The sequence below is a fragment of the Cohnella hongkongensis genome (assembly GCF_042654645.1).
In the GTDB taxonomy this organism is placed as follows: domain Bacteria; phylum Bacillota; class Bacilli; order Paenibacillales; family Paenibacillaceae; genus Cohnella; species Cohnella hongkongensis.
This window is the reverse complement of sequence record NZ_JBHSEP010000003.1, coordinates 113,921-129,837: the sequence shown is the minus strand read 5'-3', so window position 1 is coordinate 129,837 and position 15,917 is coordinate 113,921. Positions and strand designations below refer to the sequence as shown.

Below are 15,917 nucleotides of genomic sequence, written 5' to 3'. Positions count from 1 at the left end.
GCCAAAAAAACGCTTACATTTTTGATCCCGAAAGACCGGAAGAAGATCGCCTTTTCCACCGTTACGGAATGGTCCTTTCGGAAGTTATATAGAAGCCTTTAGTTTCCTAATTGCATGCAGCTGCTCTTTCATTATAGACACCCGAATGCGGGTAAACGATGAACAATATCCCTCATTACATAGAACGAAATTACCGATCCATTGGCGAGATCTTACATTTTCATGAGCTAATAGAACAATCTCTTCATCCATGGAGCGGCCGCCGCACGGAACGTGCCATCCTCAAAAGAGCTGCCGCCCGGCAGCTCTTTCTGAAAGGAACTTGCTTCCCCCGCTCTGTTACTCATACACTCGCACTTCCACCAGCTCCGCACACGGAGCGCCGTTTGTTTCCAGGATGACGATGCGAAGAGCGTCTGCGGCAACAGGCTGGTCGAACCGAAACCGGTTCGTACGGCGCCGGTTGTCGCGCACTTCGGACAGGCTCGTCCAAGCTCCGCCCATACGTGCCTCTAGACGGTAATGCTTCACGAGCTCGGGGATCACGTCGAAAGGCGTGCGGTGATGGTGAAGATTGATCAGATCTTCGTTCACGTCGTCGTTCCATGTCACGATGATTTCGCGGGCCGCGACAGCGCTGTCCCAACCGAGCTCAAGCCATTGCTCCGCGCCTGCAACCATCCGTTCGGACGCCCACAGGTTCGGGCCGCCATACGGGCGCTTGTAGCCGCCAACTGCCTTCTGGGGCGAATATGCGCCGGTCGCTGACCCTATACGGAAACAGAACGGACGGCGCACGAGCTTCTTCATGCTCCAGTCGACGATCGGCTGCGATGCGTCGTGATCCTCCAGCTCCGCCACGGCGTGCGGTGCCGCTCCCCTCTCGAAAGACAGCACGCCGGTCAGCGGTTCGTCCGACAGATGCAGAGCAATCTTCTCATTCGCGCGAATAATGACAAACGCATTACAGGCGCGATCCGGCTCCCAGTCCAGACCGCTCACGGGAACCCACAAGCCTGCGCCGGCAGGCACTTCAACCTTTGCGCTCGCAACGGGCGAGCGCGGCACATAATTTTCCGCGAGTCCCGTGTCCCACAGCTCCACCGTCAGCGTCGTGTCCTCGGAAGCGTCAACGAGCAGCTCCAATCCTTGCAGGGAAGGTTCGACCGGAAACAGGATACCCGCGTCATGCGTGAGGGGATGCTGCCCGCGGCTCTCCTCCACTGCGATTTTTGTGCGCGCAGACGACGCCGACACCTTCGCCCGGCGCGCCAGATCCTTCGCATCCTCGTTCGCGATCCCGATGACCGAAGCGTCCTGCCGCAGCAGCGTCTGCTGAAGCGCGCCCATCTCGCGCTCGTACAGACTGCGCGGCGTCACGCCCTTCTCCACGCAAAGCGCCGCAGCCGTTCCCGCCGCTTCTCCCATCACCGCACAGGTGGCCATCACGCGCGTCGTTCCGAAGGCGACGTGCGTCGCGCTGATGTTTCGTCCCGCGAACAACAGATTCGTCACGTTCGCCGAGTAGAGCGAGCGATAGGGGATATGGTAGATGCCGTCCGCATGCATATGCTTGGAGCCGCTCTCCGTCGCGTACATCCCCTGCGGCGGATGCAGATCGATCGACCAGCCGCCGAAGGCGATTCGATCGTCGAACTGCCGCTGCTCGATGACATCGTTTTGGTTCAGCACATAGTCTCCGATAAACCGGCGGTACTCGCGCTTGCCGGGAATCGAACCGACCCATTCCAGCGTCATATGATCCGCGTCGAATTGCCCGGAGTTTTTAATATAATCCCAAATCCCGTAAATGACCGACCACAGCTCGTCGCGGATTCGCTCGTTGTCATGCACGGTATCGAGCTCGCCGCCCCATTCGATCCACCAATAATGACAGCCGGAGTCTCCGCTGCGAATGACCCGATTCACCGGAATCGGCGTCTGCGTAATCTCCTTGGCGAAGCTTGGCGGCACAAACTTAACCGGACGGCCCGCGTCCTTCGTATAAAAAAGCAGCGTGCTGCCAAGCGTAATGTCGTCCGCGACGTCCGGCGCCCATGCTTCGCCGTATTCGCGCGCCGCCTCACGGCCAATCCGATAGCGCGCACCCGCAAGGAATCCGATCAATCCGTCGCCGGTGCAATCAAGGAAATACGAGCTTTCGTAGCGGATCCGGCGCTCGGAGCCCATCATCCAGCCTGTCACCGAGCGGATGCTCCGGTTGTCCTCTCCGCCGACCGCCTCCACCTCGTGAACGTCGGTATTCAGGAACAATTGAATATTCGGCTCAGCCTTCACCGTCTCCATCACGACCAAGTCCCATAAATACGGATTGCCTTCCGGATTGCGGAATTGGTTCTCCACGAACATTTCGCCCATAATGCCCGTCTCCCGAGCATATCGGTTCGTGCCATGGGCCGTCGCCCCGCACACCCAGACGCGAACCTCGCTGCTGGAATTGCCGCCGAGGACGGGACGATTCGTCACTAGCGCAACCTTCCGGCCGAGCCTTGCCGCCGCCACCGCCGCACACACGCCAGCCAAGCCTCCGCCGACGACCGTAACATCCGACCACACCATTTCGCTGCGCATCCTTCTCACCTTATCCCTTCACCGCTGAATTGGTTATGCCTTGAATAATGTAACGCTGCCCGATCGCAAATACCGCAATCATCGGCAGAATGCCCGCTGACGCTGCGGCCATCATTCCGTTGTAATCAACCGTGTTCTCTAAAATAAAATTTTGCAGACCGAGCGGAACGGTGTACAGCTTTTCGTCAATCAGGAAGACGAGGGCGTTCTCGTAATCATTCCACTGCCACGAGAAGTCGATGATCGCTAGCGTAGCGAGCGCCGGCTTCGCCAGCGGCAGGATGAGCCGGAAAAAGATTCGGAAGTGTCCCGCGCCGTCGATGAACGCCGATTCGGTAATTTCGTTCGGGATGGTTAAAAAAAACTGACGGAGCATGAATACCCCGAATATCGTAAATAATCCGGGCAGAATCAGCGCCAAATGCGTGTTATAAATGCCTGCCCATTCGAACATGAGGAACTTCGGCACGAACAGCACCTGAGGCGGCACCATCATCATGGAAAGGTACAGCATAAACAACGCGTTGCGTCCTTTAAATTGGATGCGCGCGAAGCCGTAGGCGGCGAAGGCGGACAGGAAGGTCGCGCCGGCCATGCCGATGATCGAAATCTTGAGCGAATTCCAGTAGTAGACGCCGAAGCTTTTCGGGCCTGTCCACACCTTTATATGATGCTCCCAGGTCGGATTGGCAGGAATCCACCGGATGGGATATTCGAACACCTGCGCCGGGGTTTTGAGCGATGTGCTGATCATCCATAGGAACGGAATGACCATCAGGATCGCCAGCAGCAGCATAAGGAGCGTTAAGCCCAGCCGCTTCGGCGCGTCCGAGGACAGCCTTTGTTTAATTTCCATCGTCTGTGTCTTCCTCTCTCTGCGTCTTAGTAGTGAACCCAGCGTTTCTGACCGATCCATTGAACCAGCGTTATGAGCAGGATCACGATGAACAGCGCCCAAGAAAGCGTCGACGCGTATCCCATATCATAGTAGCGGAAGGCGTTCTGATAGACGTAGAGCGACAGTATCGTCGTACTGTTGCCCGGTCCGCCATTCGTGATCGCCTGGATGATGCCGAACGTCTTGATCGTCATAATCAGTCCGGTGATCAGCAGCAGGAATGTTGTCGGACTGACGAGCGGCCAAATGATGCTGCGCAAAATCTGCCCGCGCTTTGCCCCGTCGATTGTAGCGGCCTCCAGCAGCTCCGGCGATACCTCCTGCAGCGCGGCCAGGTAAATGATCATGTTGTAGCCGAGCAGGAACCAAACCCAGATGATATCGATCGCGAACATCGACGACGTTGTCGTGGACAGCCAGCCGGGCGGATGGTCAATTCCGATACTGTGCAGCAGACCGTTAATCGGTCCTTGCGTTGGATGGAACAGAAGCATCCAGACAAACGCAACGGCGACGCCGCTCGTAATGTACGGCATAAAGTAGAGGCCGCGCAGCAGCTTTTTGAGATAAACTTTCTGGTTAAGCACGACCGCCACGACAAAACCAAGCGCGATCGATACAGGTACGGCGAGCAGGAACACGGCCGTATTTTTCAGCGACAAGTAGAACATCGGGTCTTTGAACAAGCGGATGATGTTGTCCAGACCGACAAACTCGACGTTCGGATTCATGAACTTATAATTCGTAAACATGAGCCCGAACGAATACAACGCCGGAATCAGAAAAAATAGCAGGATCCCGAGCATACTGGGGCCAATAAAAATGTAGCCGAGCAGCCGTTGTCTTTTCATCCAGTTGTTAGTCATGCGTCTGTTCCTCGTTTCTTCATGGAATACGTAAAGTGTAGCAACAGCCCCTTGAATCGGTAATGAACATTCTTACCGGATTAATCCCACGTTTTTACGCAAAAAACCGCCCCGGAAGGGCGGTCTCGACGATCGCATACATCAAAATGTTCTATTCGCCGACAAGCGGGCGCATAAACCGGGCCAGTCGCTCGCCGATCCGGATCATGCCGGCGTTGCCGGGATGGAGCAGATCATGGGATAAGCCGCGCCAGTCGTCCAACAGTTCGCGGCCGTCCGCATAGTGAACGTTCGGATAGCCGCTTCCTTCGGCGATCCGCTTCAGCGTCCGGCGGTACTCCTCGCTGCTGGCTTGCACGTCGCGTCCCGGCCACGTCCAGCCGAGGTCCGCGAAGCTCGGGAACAAGCTGATGCATACCAGCGGCTTGCTGGGATGCGCGGACGCGATCCTCCGAACCATCGCTTCCGCCTTCTCCGCGAACTCGCGCACCGTTACGCCCTGATTCAGCATATTGACGGAGATGCATAACGACGCAATATCCCAGTCATTTCGGCCTGCGATATGCTCCGCAATCGCCGTCTCGCAATATGCGGATCCCGGCATTCCGAGATTGATCGTATCGAGCCCGAGCCGCCATGCCGTCTGGCCCACGTAGGTCATGTCCGGCGTAGCCGCCGAAATGCCGAACGTGATCGATGTGCCGTATGCGAGATAGGTTAACGCCGGCTTCTCCTTCGCCTCCGGCGGTCGAAGACCTTCTCCGCTTCTATCCAGCAAATGCACTTCAAAGCCTTGAAGGACGAGCCGCCACACCGGACCGTATGACAGTCTCGGCACCTGTTCCTTCCACGGGTATTGAAACTGAAAGCCCGGTTCGGGCTCCTTAACCGCAATCCGCTTCGGCTCCTCTCCTAGCTCATGATCTTCTAGCCAGTAATCGCCGTAGTATACTTGAACGGTACTGGTACCGCCATAGCTGGCAAGCGTGACGGACGAATCGCTTCCTGCCGGAGCGCAGAACCGGATTTCTACAGCCGCCGCGCGGCGAATTTGCTGACTTCCGAGCTCCCCGAGGCCCGCTCGCACCGATTCGGGCACACGCTGCAGAAGCAAGCCCGGCCGCCCTTCTACCGGCACTAATTCCTCTACGTTATGCAGTTCCATCTGTCGGTAAATCATGGCTGGCTTCCCCTCCCTATGAAAAGAGGACAGCCGCAAATACGGCCGTCCCCTCCTGCTGCCGGGCAATCTCCCTATTGGTTTTGCGCGATATATTCGTTATGGCGCTTCACCATAGCGGCGATCGTATCGTCAACGGACTGCGTGCCGAGGAAATACTTCTCATATTCCTGAGCGCGCGCATCCATCACTTCTTGAGGCAGGCTTCTGACATAAGTTGGAGCCGGGTTGTTAAACATGACGTACATCAAGGAGTCGACATCATACGTATCCGCCTTGTCGCCGAGCAAGCTGTCCAGCGCCGCATCCTGATCCGCGTCCTTCGACGCAGGCAGCCGTCCGCCGGCGGCCATCGGCGCCATACCGCCGTCGGCATACCATTTCAAGAACTCCCAGGCGGCATCCTGATGCTTCGATTTCGTATTGATCGAGATATAGTCGCCGAGTCCGCCGCGAGTGACGAAATCAGCCGCGTTGTCGGCGAGGCGAGGCACCGGCGCGAAGGCGATTTTGAAATCGCGCGGGAAGTCCGTGAAGTTGTTCGAGCTGCGCAGCAGCCATGCGCCAATATTAAGCATCGGCGCTTTGCCGCTTAAGAACTCCTGCTCGACCGGCATCTTGGACGTGAGCTGCTCGCCGAGCGGCGGCGTCGATTTGTCTTCCGTCATCATGGCGTTCAGCGTCTCCAGCCATTTTTTCACGAGCGGATGATCCAGGTTGGACGTGCCGTCCGCCTTCGTATAGCCTTCCTTCGCCAGGACCGAATCGATCGGATCGACATACGGCTCCGTATGCTGGATAAAGCCGTAGCCTCCGTCTTGCTTCAGCTGCTTCGCATATTCGCGCAGCTCGTCCCATGTCCAGTCCTTCGGCACCTCGAGACCCGCCGCATCAAGTGCATTCTTGTTTAGCGCGACGAAGAACGGACTTTTTGTCGTCGGCACGCCGTAGTACTTGCCGTCGATCTGAAAATTTTGGGCGTCGGGCCCCATCTTCTCGTCGATATTGTAGTCCGTGAACTTGCCCAGGTCGAGCGCCAGACCGGCTTCTACCCTTTTGGACACCTGGGAAATCGTATAATTGACGAACAAGTCAACGTTCTGGCCCGTCATCATGGCCGTGTCCAGCTTCAGGTTGCCTTCATCATCATTAACGAATCGGACATATTCCACTTGAATATCGGGATGCTCCGCGTTCCATGCGTCGACAACAGCCTGCGGTCCGGATTCCGGCGGAACGCCTCCCCACATCGTCAATTTGACTGGATCCCCGGACGATGCCGGCGCGCTTGCGGGCAGCGATCCCTCCGGACTCGCATTAGCGTTGCCGTTGCCGTTACCCGAACAGCCTGCCAGAACGCCCGTGACGAGCACAAGCGATGCCAGGCCTGTGAACCACCGTTTCTTTCTCATTCGCTTACGACCTCCTTGAATGTCTTGTTATGGTAATGCAAATCAAGGATAGCAAGTTCGGAGGGTGGGTTATAAGTAACAAAATCATGTATTGGATGGAATAGAACTTCGCAATTTGTAAGCGCTGCCGATGCCGCCGCGAACCAAATCGTTCTATCTCGTAAGCCGGTATTGGCTTGGCGTCGTCCCTGTTATCCTTTTGAAAATTTTAATAAAATAGTTATCGTTCATGAATCCGACGTTCTGGCCGATCTGATTGACCGGCAGGTCGGTGGTGCGCAAGTACTCTATCGCCTTCTCAATGCGGATGCGGTGCAAATAATGAATAAGCGTCTCGCCGGTTTTCTTTTTGAATAATGCGCTGACGTAATTCTCGCCCATCATGACATGGCGCGCCAGGGAAGCCAGCGTAATCTCCTGGTCGTAATGCTGCTCGATATATTGAATGATCTTCTTCAACTCGGGATGGGTAATGTTGTGGATCGCGGACCCCCGCTCCTCCTGCTTCCGCAGCCCGACGGCCGTTCCTTGCTCTGCGGACAGGGCCGGTTTCGCGGCGCTTAACTCCGCGCTGATCTTCGCCAGCGTCTCCCTCAGATCCTTGACGCTCATCGACAGCTTCAAGATGTAGTTGGAGGCCCCAAACTCCATCGCCTGCCGCATCGATTCGAAATCGCCAATGCATGTCAGCATTACAAATTTGGAGGCGATACCGGCGCGCCTCGTCTCCTTGAGCAGATGAAGGCCGTCCATTTTCGGCATGACGATATCGCATAAGACCAGGTCGGGCGGATCCCTGCGGATCATCTCGAGCGCGTCTTCACCGTTGCTCGCTTCCCCTGTCAGTATAAAGCCCATATCCTCCCAGCGAATGATCTCCTTCACGGATTCCCGGACGAACGTCTCGTCTTCAACAAGCAAAACCTTCCACATAGGTCATCCCTCACTTTCGTCTTCAAGCTGCTGCAGCGAATGGGCACGATCGTCGTATGGCTCTGACAATAGAAACGGCATCGTCATCCGGAACCGTGTGCCTTGAGCAAGCGGCACCCTCTCAAGCGCGGCCTGTTCCTTGAATAGCAGTCTGAGCCGCTCCTTGATGTTTTCCAGCCCGATTCCCGGCCTCTTGCGGCTAGTCTTCCGGGTCAGCAATGACTGCTCCACGCCAATGCCGTTATCTTCAACCTCCAGCACCAGCTGATGCTGATCCGAGCCGGACAGGCCCATTCGGATACTGATCCGGCCCCCGCCGCCCATCGGCGCGATGCCGTGACGAATCGCATTGTCCACAAGCGGCTGCAGGCTAAGCTTCGGTACAAGCGCGAACTGGATATCCTCCTCGTAGCTGAATTCCACCTCGAAGATGTTGCTGTACCTCACTTGCTGAATGTAGACGAACGCTTTCGTCAGCTCGATTTCCTCGCGCAGATGAATCAGATCGACGTCGGAGTTCAGGCTTGTCTCCAGCAGCTTGCCCAGCGACAGGCAGATTTCGACGATCTCTTGGTTTTGGCTGCGCAGTCCGATCCATTTCATCGTGTTCAGCGTATTCAGCAGAAAATGCGGATTCACCTGGGCAAGCAGCATTTGGAAGTGTACGGCGTCCCGCTGCCGCTCCTCCGCCTTCAGCCGATGAATCAACCCGCTCATGTCGACCATCATCTGGTTGAACGTTCGCGTCAGCTCGAGCACTTCGCCTTTATATTTTTTTTCCGGCAAACGGATTCTTAAATCCTTGCGTACCGCTTCCTTCATCTTAGCCTGCATATGGGACAGCGGTCTCGTGAAGGCGTAGGCGATCATAAACGCCACCACGATAAAAGCCCCCGTTATCATATAGAACGTCACGAAGTATTGCTGCTTCAAGCTCTCGATTTCCTTAAATAAGACGCTAATCGGGATCTGATTCACCATGTACCAGTCGAGCGAAGGCAAATAGCTGTAATTGACAAGCGCGTTGTTCGTATTGTCTGTCCAGTAGCCATTAGCCGGCGCCTGCGTCACTTGCTTGACAGCCTCCGGCGTCAACGCCGCGCCTTCCGAGGATCTCGCGATGACGTCGCCCTTGCGGGAGACGATAAAATAAGCCTGATCGCTGGCCGGCTTCTGCAGCACCGAATGGAACCAGAAGGAGAAATCGATGCTCACCCTCGCCCATCCGTACGTCCGGTTCCGGTTATCCCTCAGCCCCGAATACAGGGAGAGCAGCGTCGGGCTTCTCGAAATATCACGCGATACGTAATTCTCATCGTCCGGCACCCAGAAATACGTGGCGCCGGTTTCCCGTATCGAAACGAACGACGGCGTCGCTGCAATCTGGTCATAATCGATCTTCACCCTCGGCTGATAGGACGTGTATACATGGCCCTCAGCGTCTAGCAGCGTAAAATATACGGAAGGATTGTAGAGAAAGAAGCTGTTATTCAAATTTTTGAACTTGTTCTCGATGATCTCTTTATTTTCGAGTACCGTTCGTTCCCCAGGGTCACGCAAAATCTCGCGCACGTCCAAATCCTGCTCGAGAAAAATGAGCGTCTTAAATGCGATGCTCAGCTGATCCTCCAGCGAACGGCGCAGGTTATCTAGCTGCTCGTGGCTCTGCTCGCTGATCTTGTTCTGAACAAGCGTCTCGATTTTCTGGTAATTGTATATGTTCAAAATGCTGAAAGGCAGTAAAATCACGAGGACAAAAACGGCAAACAGCCGGTACTTGAGTTTATGGGGAATTAAAAATTCCAGCCATTTCAGCATGCAAAAATCCCCCTAGCCTATGGTGGTTTCATTATATCACCATTAGATCAGGGGGATTATGCTTCAAGCCGAAATGCGTAATTCTGTGAGATTAAAAGGACTTTGGCGCATCAAAATGTTCTATTCCGCCCCTCGATTTTCCTATAGCTTAATATTGTAATACACCGTCGAGAACGCCCATCCTATCAGATGAACGAACAATACAATCCCCAGGACGGGAGCTGCAGACATTTTCGCGCCGCATACCAGTATGGTGAATAAGATATAGATGACTGCCAGCGTAATTTTCCATGCGGCTGCTTGAGATTTACTTGAAATCATTTGAAATCTTTCATCAAGTCCCCTCTGGCGCGCTGCTTGCTTGAGACCCCACCGCAACCCGAGAAATCCCACAGAAATGCTGAGCAGTATTATCAGCAAGACTCCCACTTGATCCAAACTCATCATGACTCACTCCCCCTTGTCAAAAATAAATACCTCTTCAATGTAGCAACCAAACACTTTCGCAATTTTATAAGCCAATTCTAAGGATGGATTATATCGACCATTCTCTATGGATATGATCGTCTGTCTCGAAACGCCAACTCGCTCGGACAGCTGTTCCTGCGTTAGCCCAAAAGATGCTCTTAGAACTTTGATACGATGTTCCATCCAACCCCTCACCTCTATGTAAAAGCAACTTTACGTAAAGGTTACTTTACTTTTTGCTTGGTGTCAACTTCTGCGCCGGAAAAATCCGTTCGCATAGGCGGCAATGAAGCGGTTCATTTTGCGGTCAACTTGAGAAGCATTGCAGCGGCTTTCCAAACAACTTTCGCAAAATCGGGATCCAAGTACGAAAGTCCCCACCGCATGCGGTGAGGACATCGTTCAGACTCATGTCAGACTTCTATTCTACCCTATTTTACTCCAGATTGGCATGATTGAGAAACATGCGGCCCGAATCGGACCGCTGCTTGTCCATCAAACGGAGTACGATCGAGTCGTAAAATAAGAGCAGCGTCTGTTCAAAAAGGGAAGCCATCGGTTGTATCGTGCCATAATCGGCTCCGGCTTTGTCCTTAGGCGTTCCGGGCAGCCTAACCGCAACGTCCGCCAGCGACCCCAATGTAGATTCGGGATGGATCGTGACGACGGCCAAAGCTGCGCCGACGCTTCTCGCCTTCTGTGCCATCGACACGAGGCTTTTCGTCTCTCCCGAGCCGGAACCGATAACCAGCAAGTCCCCTTCGGCGATGGCTGGCGTAATCGTCTCCCCGACGACATACGTTTCGATGCCGAGGTGCATAAGACGCATTGCGAACGCTTTGCCCATTAATCCCGATCTTCCGGCACCTGCCAGGAAGATTTTCCTCGATTGGCCGATGATGGCAATCAATCTGTCCGACTCCGCTTCGGAGATCAAAGAAACGGACTGCGCAACCTCGTTTGCGATTCTTTTGGCGTCGATCACGGCTAGACTCCGCTAACCAGTCTTTTCATTTCGGCGGCAGTCGATTTTTTATCCGCTTGACCGGTAATTCCTCCGCCTACGATGACCAAATCCGGTTTCGCGCTGATGACCTCCGGAAGCGTGCTTAATTTGATCCCGCCAGCGATCGCCGTTTTGGCTTGCTTCACGACGCGTTTAATCGCCGCCAGCTCCTCGAAGGAGTTTTTCCCGTCCGCTTGATGATCGTAGCCGGAATGAACACAAATGTAATCCACTCCGAACGCGTCGATCTCTCTCGCCCGACCTTCGATATCTTTAACGTTGATCATGTCCACCATGATCTTCTTCCCATGTTTCCTCGCTTCGGCTAAAGCGCCCTTAATCGTCGAGTCGTCGGATACGCCGAGCACGGTGATAATGTCCGCTCCGGCTTCGGAAGCCTTCATGACCTCATATCCGCCCGCGTCCATAATTTTCAAGTCGGCAAGTACGCGAAGCTCAGGGAACGATTCCTTGATTTCCTTAACGGCTCTTAGCCCTTCGTTAATGACTACAGGCGTTCCGATTTCCACAATATCGATATGCTCCGCCACTTCTGCGACCAGTTGCTTCGCGCCGGGAATGTCGACGAGATCCAATGCCAATTGAAGTTCCATTGCTGCACTCTCCTTAAGATCGGGTTGGGTTATAAGCCCCATTGTAAAGGGGGACGCCCGATTCGGAAAGTAGGCACTTTGGCGTGCGATAGTAACCCGTAGGAAACCGTCAAATCGATCAAGGCCCACGAGAGGATCAGGCGGCGGATCACTAACCATCCTGCTCAGCTTTGTGCGGTCAAGATCATCGGGCCATCCGCAGTTATGGCGATCGTATGCTCGAATTGTGCGGAAAGCGAGCCGTCGGCGGTTCTGGCCGTCCATCCGTCGGCATCGATCGTCATGAACGCTGTTCCGGCATTAAGCATCGGCTCGATCGTAAACACCATCCCTTCCTTCAATCGGAACCCTTTGCCCGGATTCCCGACATGGGGATAATTAGGCTCCTCGTGCATCTTCCTTCCGACACCATGACCGAGCAGATCCCGTACCACCGAGAAGCCGTTTCGCTCGGCATGGGTTTGAAGCGCATGCATCACATCGCCGATCCGGTTGCCGACGACCGCTTTTTCGATGCCAAGATATAAGCATTCCTTCGTGACCCGCATCAGATGGCGGGCTTCTTCCGGCACTTCGCCGACCGCATAGCACCAGGCTGAATCGCCAACCCAGCCCTCCGCCTCCGCCGCGATGTCGATGGTGACGATGTCGCCTTCTTTAAGCGGCTTCCGACTCGGAAATCCATGCGCAATAACGTCGTTGACCGACGCGCATGTCGCAAAGGGATAGCCTTTGTAGCCTTTCATATAAGGCTTGGCGCCGTTCTCCTTCAGGAATCGCACCGCGAACGACTCGATATCGAGCGTGGTGACGCCCGGCCGGATCATCCTTGAGATGGCTTGATGAAAAGCAGCGACAATTCGGCCGGCTTTCCTCATTTCTTCAATCTCAGCTCTCGACTTCAGCGTGACCATTCCGTTCTCCTCTCCTATGCGGTATGCCTGAAAAAATCAGATCGACGATTCCTTCCACATCCGTCTCGTTGCGCATATGGTGGTGGATGTTCAATGCGGTGCAGCCGACTAGCGACCCAAAAATCAAACGGGCCGTTTTTTCCGGCGACTCGGAATCGACTCCTTCACGAACCATTTCCACAAACGGCAAGTAGATTCGTTGCTGAAAATCGGCGAACAGCTTGCTGAACCGGTTTCCCGGGAAGTGATGAAAATTGTCCGCTACCGTCTTAAGCAAAATAAAGACGGAAGGATCCTGGATGCACGTCTGCAAGAGCCGTCTGGAGAACGACTCCGCTTGATGCAAGCCGCCGCCTTCCCCCGTCCAAGCGCGCTGCACGGTCGACTCCGCCCGGTTCAGGGCGTCCCACAGCAAATCCTCCAACAGCATGTGCTTGTTTTTGTAGTAATGATACACGGTTCCGTAACCAAGCTCTGCCTGGACCGCAACATCGCGGATTTCCAATTGAATGCCTTTCTCCAAATACACTTCCGCAGCCGCCTGCATAATTTGATTCATCCGCTTCTCGCGGATCGCGTCATTCTGTTCTTTGGTACGCGGGGACATGGGCTCCTCCTTTTTTTGACCTACTGTAATGTCAATATAAAAAGAATATACCTCACTGGGGAGTCAGACGCAAGGCCTTCGTAACGCCTGACGGCTGCTTTTTTGGAAGCAGCCGTGTTTGTGACTAAAGTTCTTTTTTCACTTTTAGTAGTCGCAAGCTATTGAAAGTGACGATGAGCGTTGCTCCCATGTCCGCTAAAATCGCAAGCCAGAGAGTCAGCCATCCTGGCACGATTAGGATTAGAGCAAGAAGCTTGATCCCTAATGAAAAAGCAACGTTTTGCTTGATGACCGCTAGAGTCTTCTTGCTTAGTTTGATCGTGTAAGGCAGCTTACGCAAATCGTCTGCCATTAAAGCGATATCGGCTGTTTCTAAAGCCGTGTCGGTGCCTGCCCCTCCCATAGCGATTCCCACGCTGGAAGCCGCCAGCGCAGGTGCGTCATTGACTCCGTCCCCAACCATGGCGACACTTGAATAGCTCTGTCTAAGTTGTTTAATGTACGCGAGTTTATGCTGCGGGAGCAGCTCGGCTTTTACTTCGATTCCTAATGGCTTGCCGATGGCATTGGCAGTGGCTTGGTTATCGCCCGTAAGCATAATCGTCTTCTGAACTCCGATGGAATGAAGCTCTTCGATGACGGCCTTCGCCGAAGGGCGTACAGCATCAGCCACCGCGATTAAGGCAAGGACTTCGTATTCCGTTCCGAATACGATGACCGTTTTTCCTTGAGTTTGAAGTTTTAAAATCTGTTCGCTTATCGTTTCAGGGATGTCCGCTTGCAGTTCCTTGAACAGATTCGGACTCCCGATGAAATAGGGCTGACCGTTAACCGAAGCCTTTACCCCTTTGCCAGTTAGGGATTGGAAGTCATCTACTGCCAGGGAGAGATCTGCGCCTATTTGTTCCGCTTTACGCACTACGGCGGATGCCAGTGGATGCTGCGACCCTTTTTCAATGGCGGCCGCAATCGAAAGCAGCTCGCTTTCTCCTCGGCCGCCAAATACGGCGAAATCCGTCACTTCGGGAACTCCTTTGGTTAGCGTGCCCGTTTTATCGAAGGCTGCCGCAGTAATCCGACCGGCCTCTTCCAGATGAATTCCGCCTTTGATAAGCACGCCGTTCTTGGCGGCATTTCCAATTGCGGTAACGATGGAAATGGGGGTCGATATGACCAAGGCGCAAGGGCAACCGACGACAAGCAGCGACAGTCCGCGATAGATCCAATCTCCCCAGTCAGCGCCAAACAAAGGCGGGAATATGGCCATGCTTATCGCGATCGCCATAATCGCAGGAGTATAATACTTGGCGAATCGATCTACAAATGCCTGTGAGGGTGCCCGTTCAGCCTGCGCTTCCTCGACAAGATGAATGATCTTGGATAACGTCGTATCTTCAACCCGTTTTGTCACTCTGACTTCGAGTAAGCCTTCCTCGTTAAGCGTTCCGGCAAACACTTCGTCATCGACGGTTTTCGTAACGGGTACAGACTCGCCTGTAATCGCAGCTTGATTAAGCGCGGACGTGCCTTTAACGATTACGCCGTCCATCGCTAGCTTCTGTCCCGGCTTGACGACCATCACGTCGCCCACTTGGATTTGGTCCACATCGACCGTCCATTCAGCAGCCCCGCGCTTGATCAGGGCTTCTTTAGGAGCGATATCCATAAGGGATCGGATAGATTGGCGAGCTTTTTGCATGGAATAGCGTTCGAGCGCCTCGCTGATTGCAAATAGAACGACCACGACGGCCCCCTCGCCCCACTCGCCAATTGCGGCGGCGCCTATGATGGCCACGGTCATTAAAGTGTTCATGTCAAACTGGAATCGAAGCAGATTGTTAATCCCCTTAACAAATAGCCCATAACCACCGACTAGAATGGATGCGGCAAAAGCTAAGGCAGAGAACAAGCTTTCTTCCCCGTTAGTCGAAGCAAGTAAATAACCTGCAGCCATCCCTAACACGGAAACGAATACGTTCCAATTCTTTTTCCAAAAGGGTTTTTTATTTTCCGCAATCCTCTGTTTGTCCGGTGTTAATTTTAAGTTTTCAAACGCCCCAGCCTTCTCTAGCTCTCCGACAGTCGTGTTCCCAAATACGGTGATTTTGGAAGCTCCGAAGTTGACCTGCGCATCCGTGACTCCCGGCAGGCTCTTGACGTTTTTTTCGAATTTCGCTGAGCAGTTCGTACAAGTAAATCCTTGCACGCGGTACACGCGTTTCTGAGCCTCATGTTGCTGCATGGGTCACCAATCCCTTGCTGTGGACGGAAGCCAGTTGAATGAATGGCCGAACTAGATCGTCTGCTAATGAATAAAATGCCATCTTTCCTTCCTTGCGGTGTTTAGCCAGCCCGAGCTGCTTTAATGTGCGCAAATGATGTGAAGCAGTGGCCATCGAGGAGCCAATAATATTGGCCGCGTCGCAGACGCACAATTCATCCTCCTCGCATAATGCAAAGGCAATCTTCATGCGGGTCTCATCGCCCAGTACTTTAAACAGCCTTGCCATACCCGAAATATTTTGCTGCAGCAGCGCCGCCTGCACTTTTTGTACTTTTCGTTCGTCATAGCAATAAATTTCGCAGCTATCCCTCATTTCATGCCTCCT

At 54.0% G+C, this 15,917-nt stretch carries 15 protein-coding genes; all 15 read right to left on the bottom strand.

Annotated elements, in window-relative coordinates; genetic code table 11:
- Window positions 1–339: 339 nt before the first annotated feature.
- The gene (locus ACFO3S_RS06115; protein WP_378093401.1) at window positions 340–2,592 is read right to left on the bottom strand and encodes an FAD-dependent oxidoreductase; all 2,253 of its coding nucleotides are present in this window, start codon (window positions 2,590–2,592) and stop codon (window positions 340–342) included.
- Between the two features lie 10 nt (window positions 2,593–2,602).
- Window positions 2,603–3,448 carry a carbohydrate ABC transporter permease gene (locus ACFO3S_RS06110; protein ID WP_378093399.1) on the bottom strand — a complete coding sequence of 282 codons (846 nt, stop codon included), beginning with the start codon at window positions 3,446–3,448 and terminating at the stop codon, window positions 2,603–2,605.
- Between the two features lie 26 nt (window positions 3,449–3,474).
- The gene (locus tag ACFO3S_RS06105) at window positions 3,475–4,356 is read right to left on the bottom strand and encodes a carbohydrate ABC transporter permease (protein WP_378093397.1); all 882 of its coding nucleotides are present in this window, start codon (window positions 4,354–4,356) and stop codon (window positions 3,475–3,477) included.
- 151 nt (window positions 4,357–4,507) lie between these two features.
- A complete protein-coding gene (locus ACFO3S_RS06100; protein WP_378093395.1) occupies window positions 4,508–5,536 on the bottom strand; it encodes a GDSL-type esterase/lipase family protein in 1,029 nt (342 codons plus the stop codon).
- Between the two features lie 74 nt (window positions 5,537–5,610).
- Window positions 5,611–6,948 carry an ABC transporter substrate-binding protein gene (locus tag ACFO3S_RS06095; RefSeq protein WP_378093393.1) on the bottom strand — a complete coding sequence of 446 codons (1,338 nt, stop codon included), beginning with the start codon at window positions 6,946–6,948 and terminating at the stop codon, window positions 5,611–5,613.
- Window positions 6,949–7,101: 153 nt separating this feature from the next.
- Entirely contained in the window at window positions 7,102–7,881 is a 780-nt protein-coding gene (locus ACFO3S_RS06090; RefSeq protein ID WP_378093391.1) for a response regulator, read from the bottom strand.
- Between the two features lie 3 nt (window positions 7,882–7,884).
- Entirely contained in the window at window positions 7,885–9,699 is a 1,815-nt protein-coding gene (locus tag ACFO3S_RS06085; protein WP_378093389.1) for a sensor histidine kinase, read from the bottom strand.
- Window positions 9,700–9,840: 141 nt separating this feature from the next.
- Window positions 9,841–10,146, bottom strand: a complete 306-nt coding sequence (locus ACFO3S_RS06080) for a DUF2178 domain-containing protein (RefSeq protein ID WP_378093387.1) — start codon at window positions 10,144–10,146, stop codon at window positions 9,841–9,843.
- A 3-nt stretch (window positions 10,147–10,149) separates the two neighbouring features.
- Complete coding sequence (locus ACFO3S_RS06075) at window positions 10,150–10,350, bottom strand: helix-turn-helix transcriptional regulator (RefSeq protein ID WP_378093385.1); 201 nt, start codon at window positions 10,348–10,350, stop codon at window positions 10,150–10,152.
- Between the two features lie 253 nt (window positions 10,351–10,603).
- The gene (hxlB, locus tag ACFO3S_RS06070) at window positions 10,604–11,152 is read right to left on the bottom strand and encodes a 6-phospho-3-hexuloisomerase (RefSeq protein ID WP_378093383.1); all 549 of its coding nucleotides are present in this window, start codon (window positions 11,150–11,152) and stop codon (window positions 10,604–10,606) included.
- A 2-nt stretch (window positions 11,153–11,154) separates the two neighbouring features.
- Window positions 11,155–11,787 carry a 3-hexulose-6-phosphate synthase gene (gene hxlA, locus ACFO3S_RS06065; protein ID WP_378093381.1) on the bottom strand — a complete coding sequence of 211 codons (633 nt, stop codon included), beginning with the start codon at window positions 11,785–11,787 and terminating at the stop codon, window positions 11,155–11,157.
- Window positions 11,788–11,951: 164 nt separating this feature from the next.
- Window positions 11,952–12,701 carry a type I methionyl aminopeptidase gene (map, locus tag ACFO3S_RS06060; protein ID WP_378093379.1) on the bottom strand — a complete coding sequence of 250 codons (750 nt, stop codon included), beginning with the start codon at window positions 12,699–12,701 and terminating at the stop codon, window positions 11,952–11,954.
- On the bottom strand, window positions 12,676–13,308 hold the full coding sequence (locus ACFO3S_RS06055; RefSeq protein ID WP_378093377.1) for a TetR/AcrR family transcriptional regulator: 633 nt from the start codon (window positions 13,306–13,308) through the stop codon (window positions 12,676–12,678). The genes map and ACFO3S_RS06055 overlap by 26 nt, the downstream gene beginning before the upstream one ends.
- Before the next feature lie 124 nt (window positions 13,309–13,432).
- Window positions 13,433–15,550, bottom strand: a complete 2,118-nt coding sequence (locus ACFO3S_RS06050; protein WP_378093375.1) for a heavy metal translocating P-type ATPase — start codon at window positions 15,548–15,550, stop codon at window positions 13,433–13,435.
- Window positions 15,537–15,905: an ArsR/SmtB family transcription factor gene (locus ACFO3S_RS06045; RefSeq protein WP_378093373.1), complete on the bottom strand. Its 369-nt coding sequence runs from the start codon at window positions 15,903–15,905 to the stop codon at window positions 15,537–15,539. The genes ACFO3S_RS06050 and ACFO3S_RS06045 overlap by 14 nt, the downstream gene beginning before the upstream one ends.
- Window positions 15,906–15,917 lie beyond the last annotated feature (12 nt).

Bases quoted from the DNA above. Each gene is read 5' to 3' on its own strand.
- hxlA (WP_378093381.1), bottom strand. From the start codon at position 11,787: ATGGAACTTCAATTGGCATTGGATCTCGTCGACATTCCCGGCGCGAAG.
- ACFO3S_RS06050 (WP_378093375.1), bottom strand. From the start codon at position 15,550: ATGCAGCAACATGAGGCTCAGAAACGCGTGTACCGCGTGCAAGGATTT.
- ACFO3S_RS06090 (WP_378093391.1), bottom strand. From the start codon at position 7,881: ATGTGGAAGGTTTTGCTTGTTGAAGACGAGACGTTCGTCCGGGAATCC.
- ACFO3S_RS06095 (WP_378093393.1), bottom strand. From the start codon at position 6,948: ATGAGAAAGAAACGGTGGTTCACAGGCCTGGCATCGCTTGTGCTCGTC.
- ACFO3S_RS06085 (WP_378093389.1), bottom strand. From the start codon at position 9,699: ATGCTGAAATGGCTGGAATTTTTAATTCCCCATAAACTCAAGTACCGG.
- ACFO3S_RS06100 (WP_378093395.1), bottom strand. From the start codon at position 5,536: ATGATTTACCGACAGATGGAACTGCATAACGTAGAGGAATTAGTGCCG.
- ACFO3S_RS06075 (WP_378093385.1), bottom strand. From the start codon at position 10,350: ATGGAACATCGTATCAAAGTTCTAAGAGCATCTTTTGGGCTAACGCAG.
- ACFO3S_RS06080 (WP_378093387.1), bottom strand. From the start codon at position 10,146: ATGATGAGTTTGGATCAAGTGGGAGTCTTGCTGATAATACTGCTCAGC.
- ACFO3S_RS06055 (WP_378093377.1), bottom strand. From the start codon at position 13,308: ATGTCCCCGCGTACCAAAGAACAGAATGACGCGATCCGCGAGAAGCGG.
- ACFO3S_RS06115 (WP_378093401.1), bottom strand. From the start codon at position 2,592: ATGCGCAGCGAAATGGTGTGGTCGGATGTTACGGTCGTCGGCGGAGGC.
- ACFO3S_RS06110 (WP_378093399.1), bottom strand. From the start codon at position 3,448: ATGGAAATTAAACAAAGGCTGTCCTCGGACGCGCCGAAGCGGCTGGGC.
- map (WP_378093379.1), bottom strand. From the start codon at position 12,701: ATGGTCACGCTGAAGTCGAGAGCTGAGATTGAAGAAATGAGGAAAGCC.
- ACFO3S_RS06105 (WP_378093397.1), bottom strand. From the start codon at position 4,356: ATGACTAACAACTGGATGAAAAGACAACGGCTGCTCGGCTACATTTTT.
- ACFO3S_RS06045 (WP_378093373.1), bottom strand. From the start codon at position 15,905: ATGAGGGATAGCTGCGAAATTTATTGCTATGACGAACGAAAAGTACAA.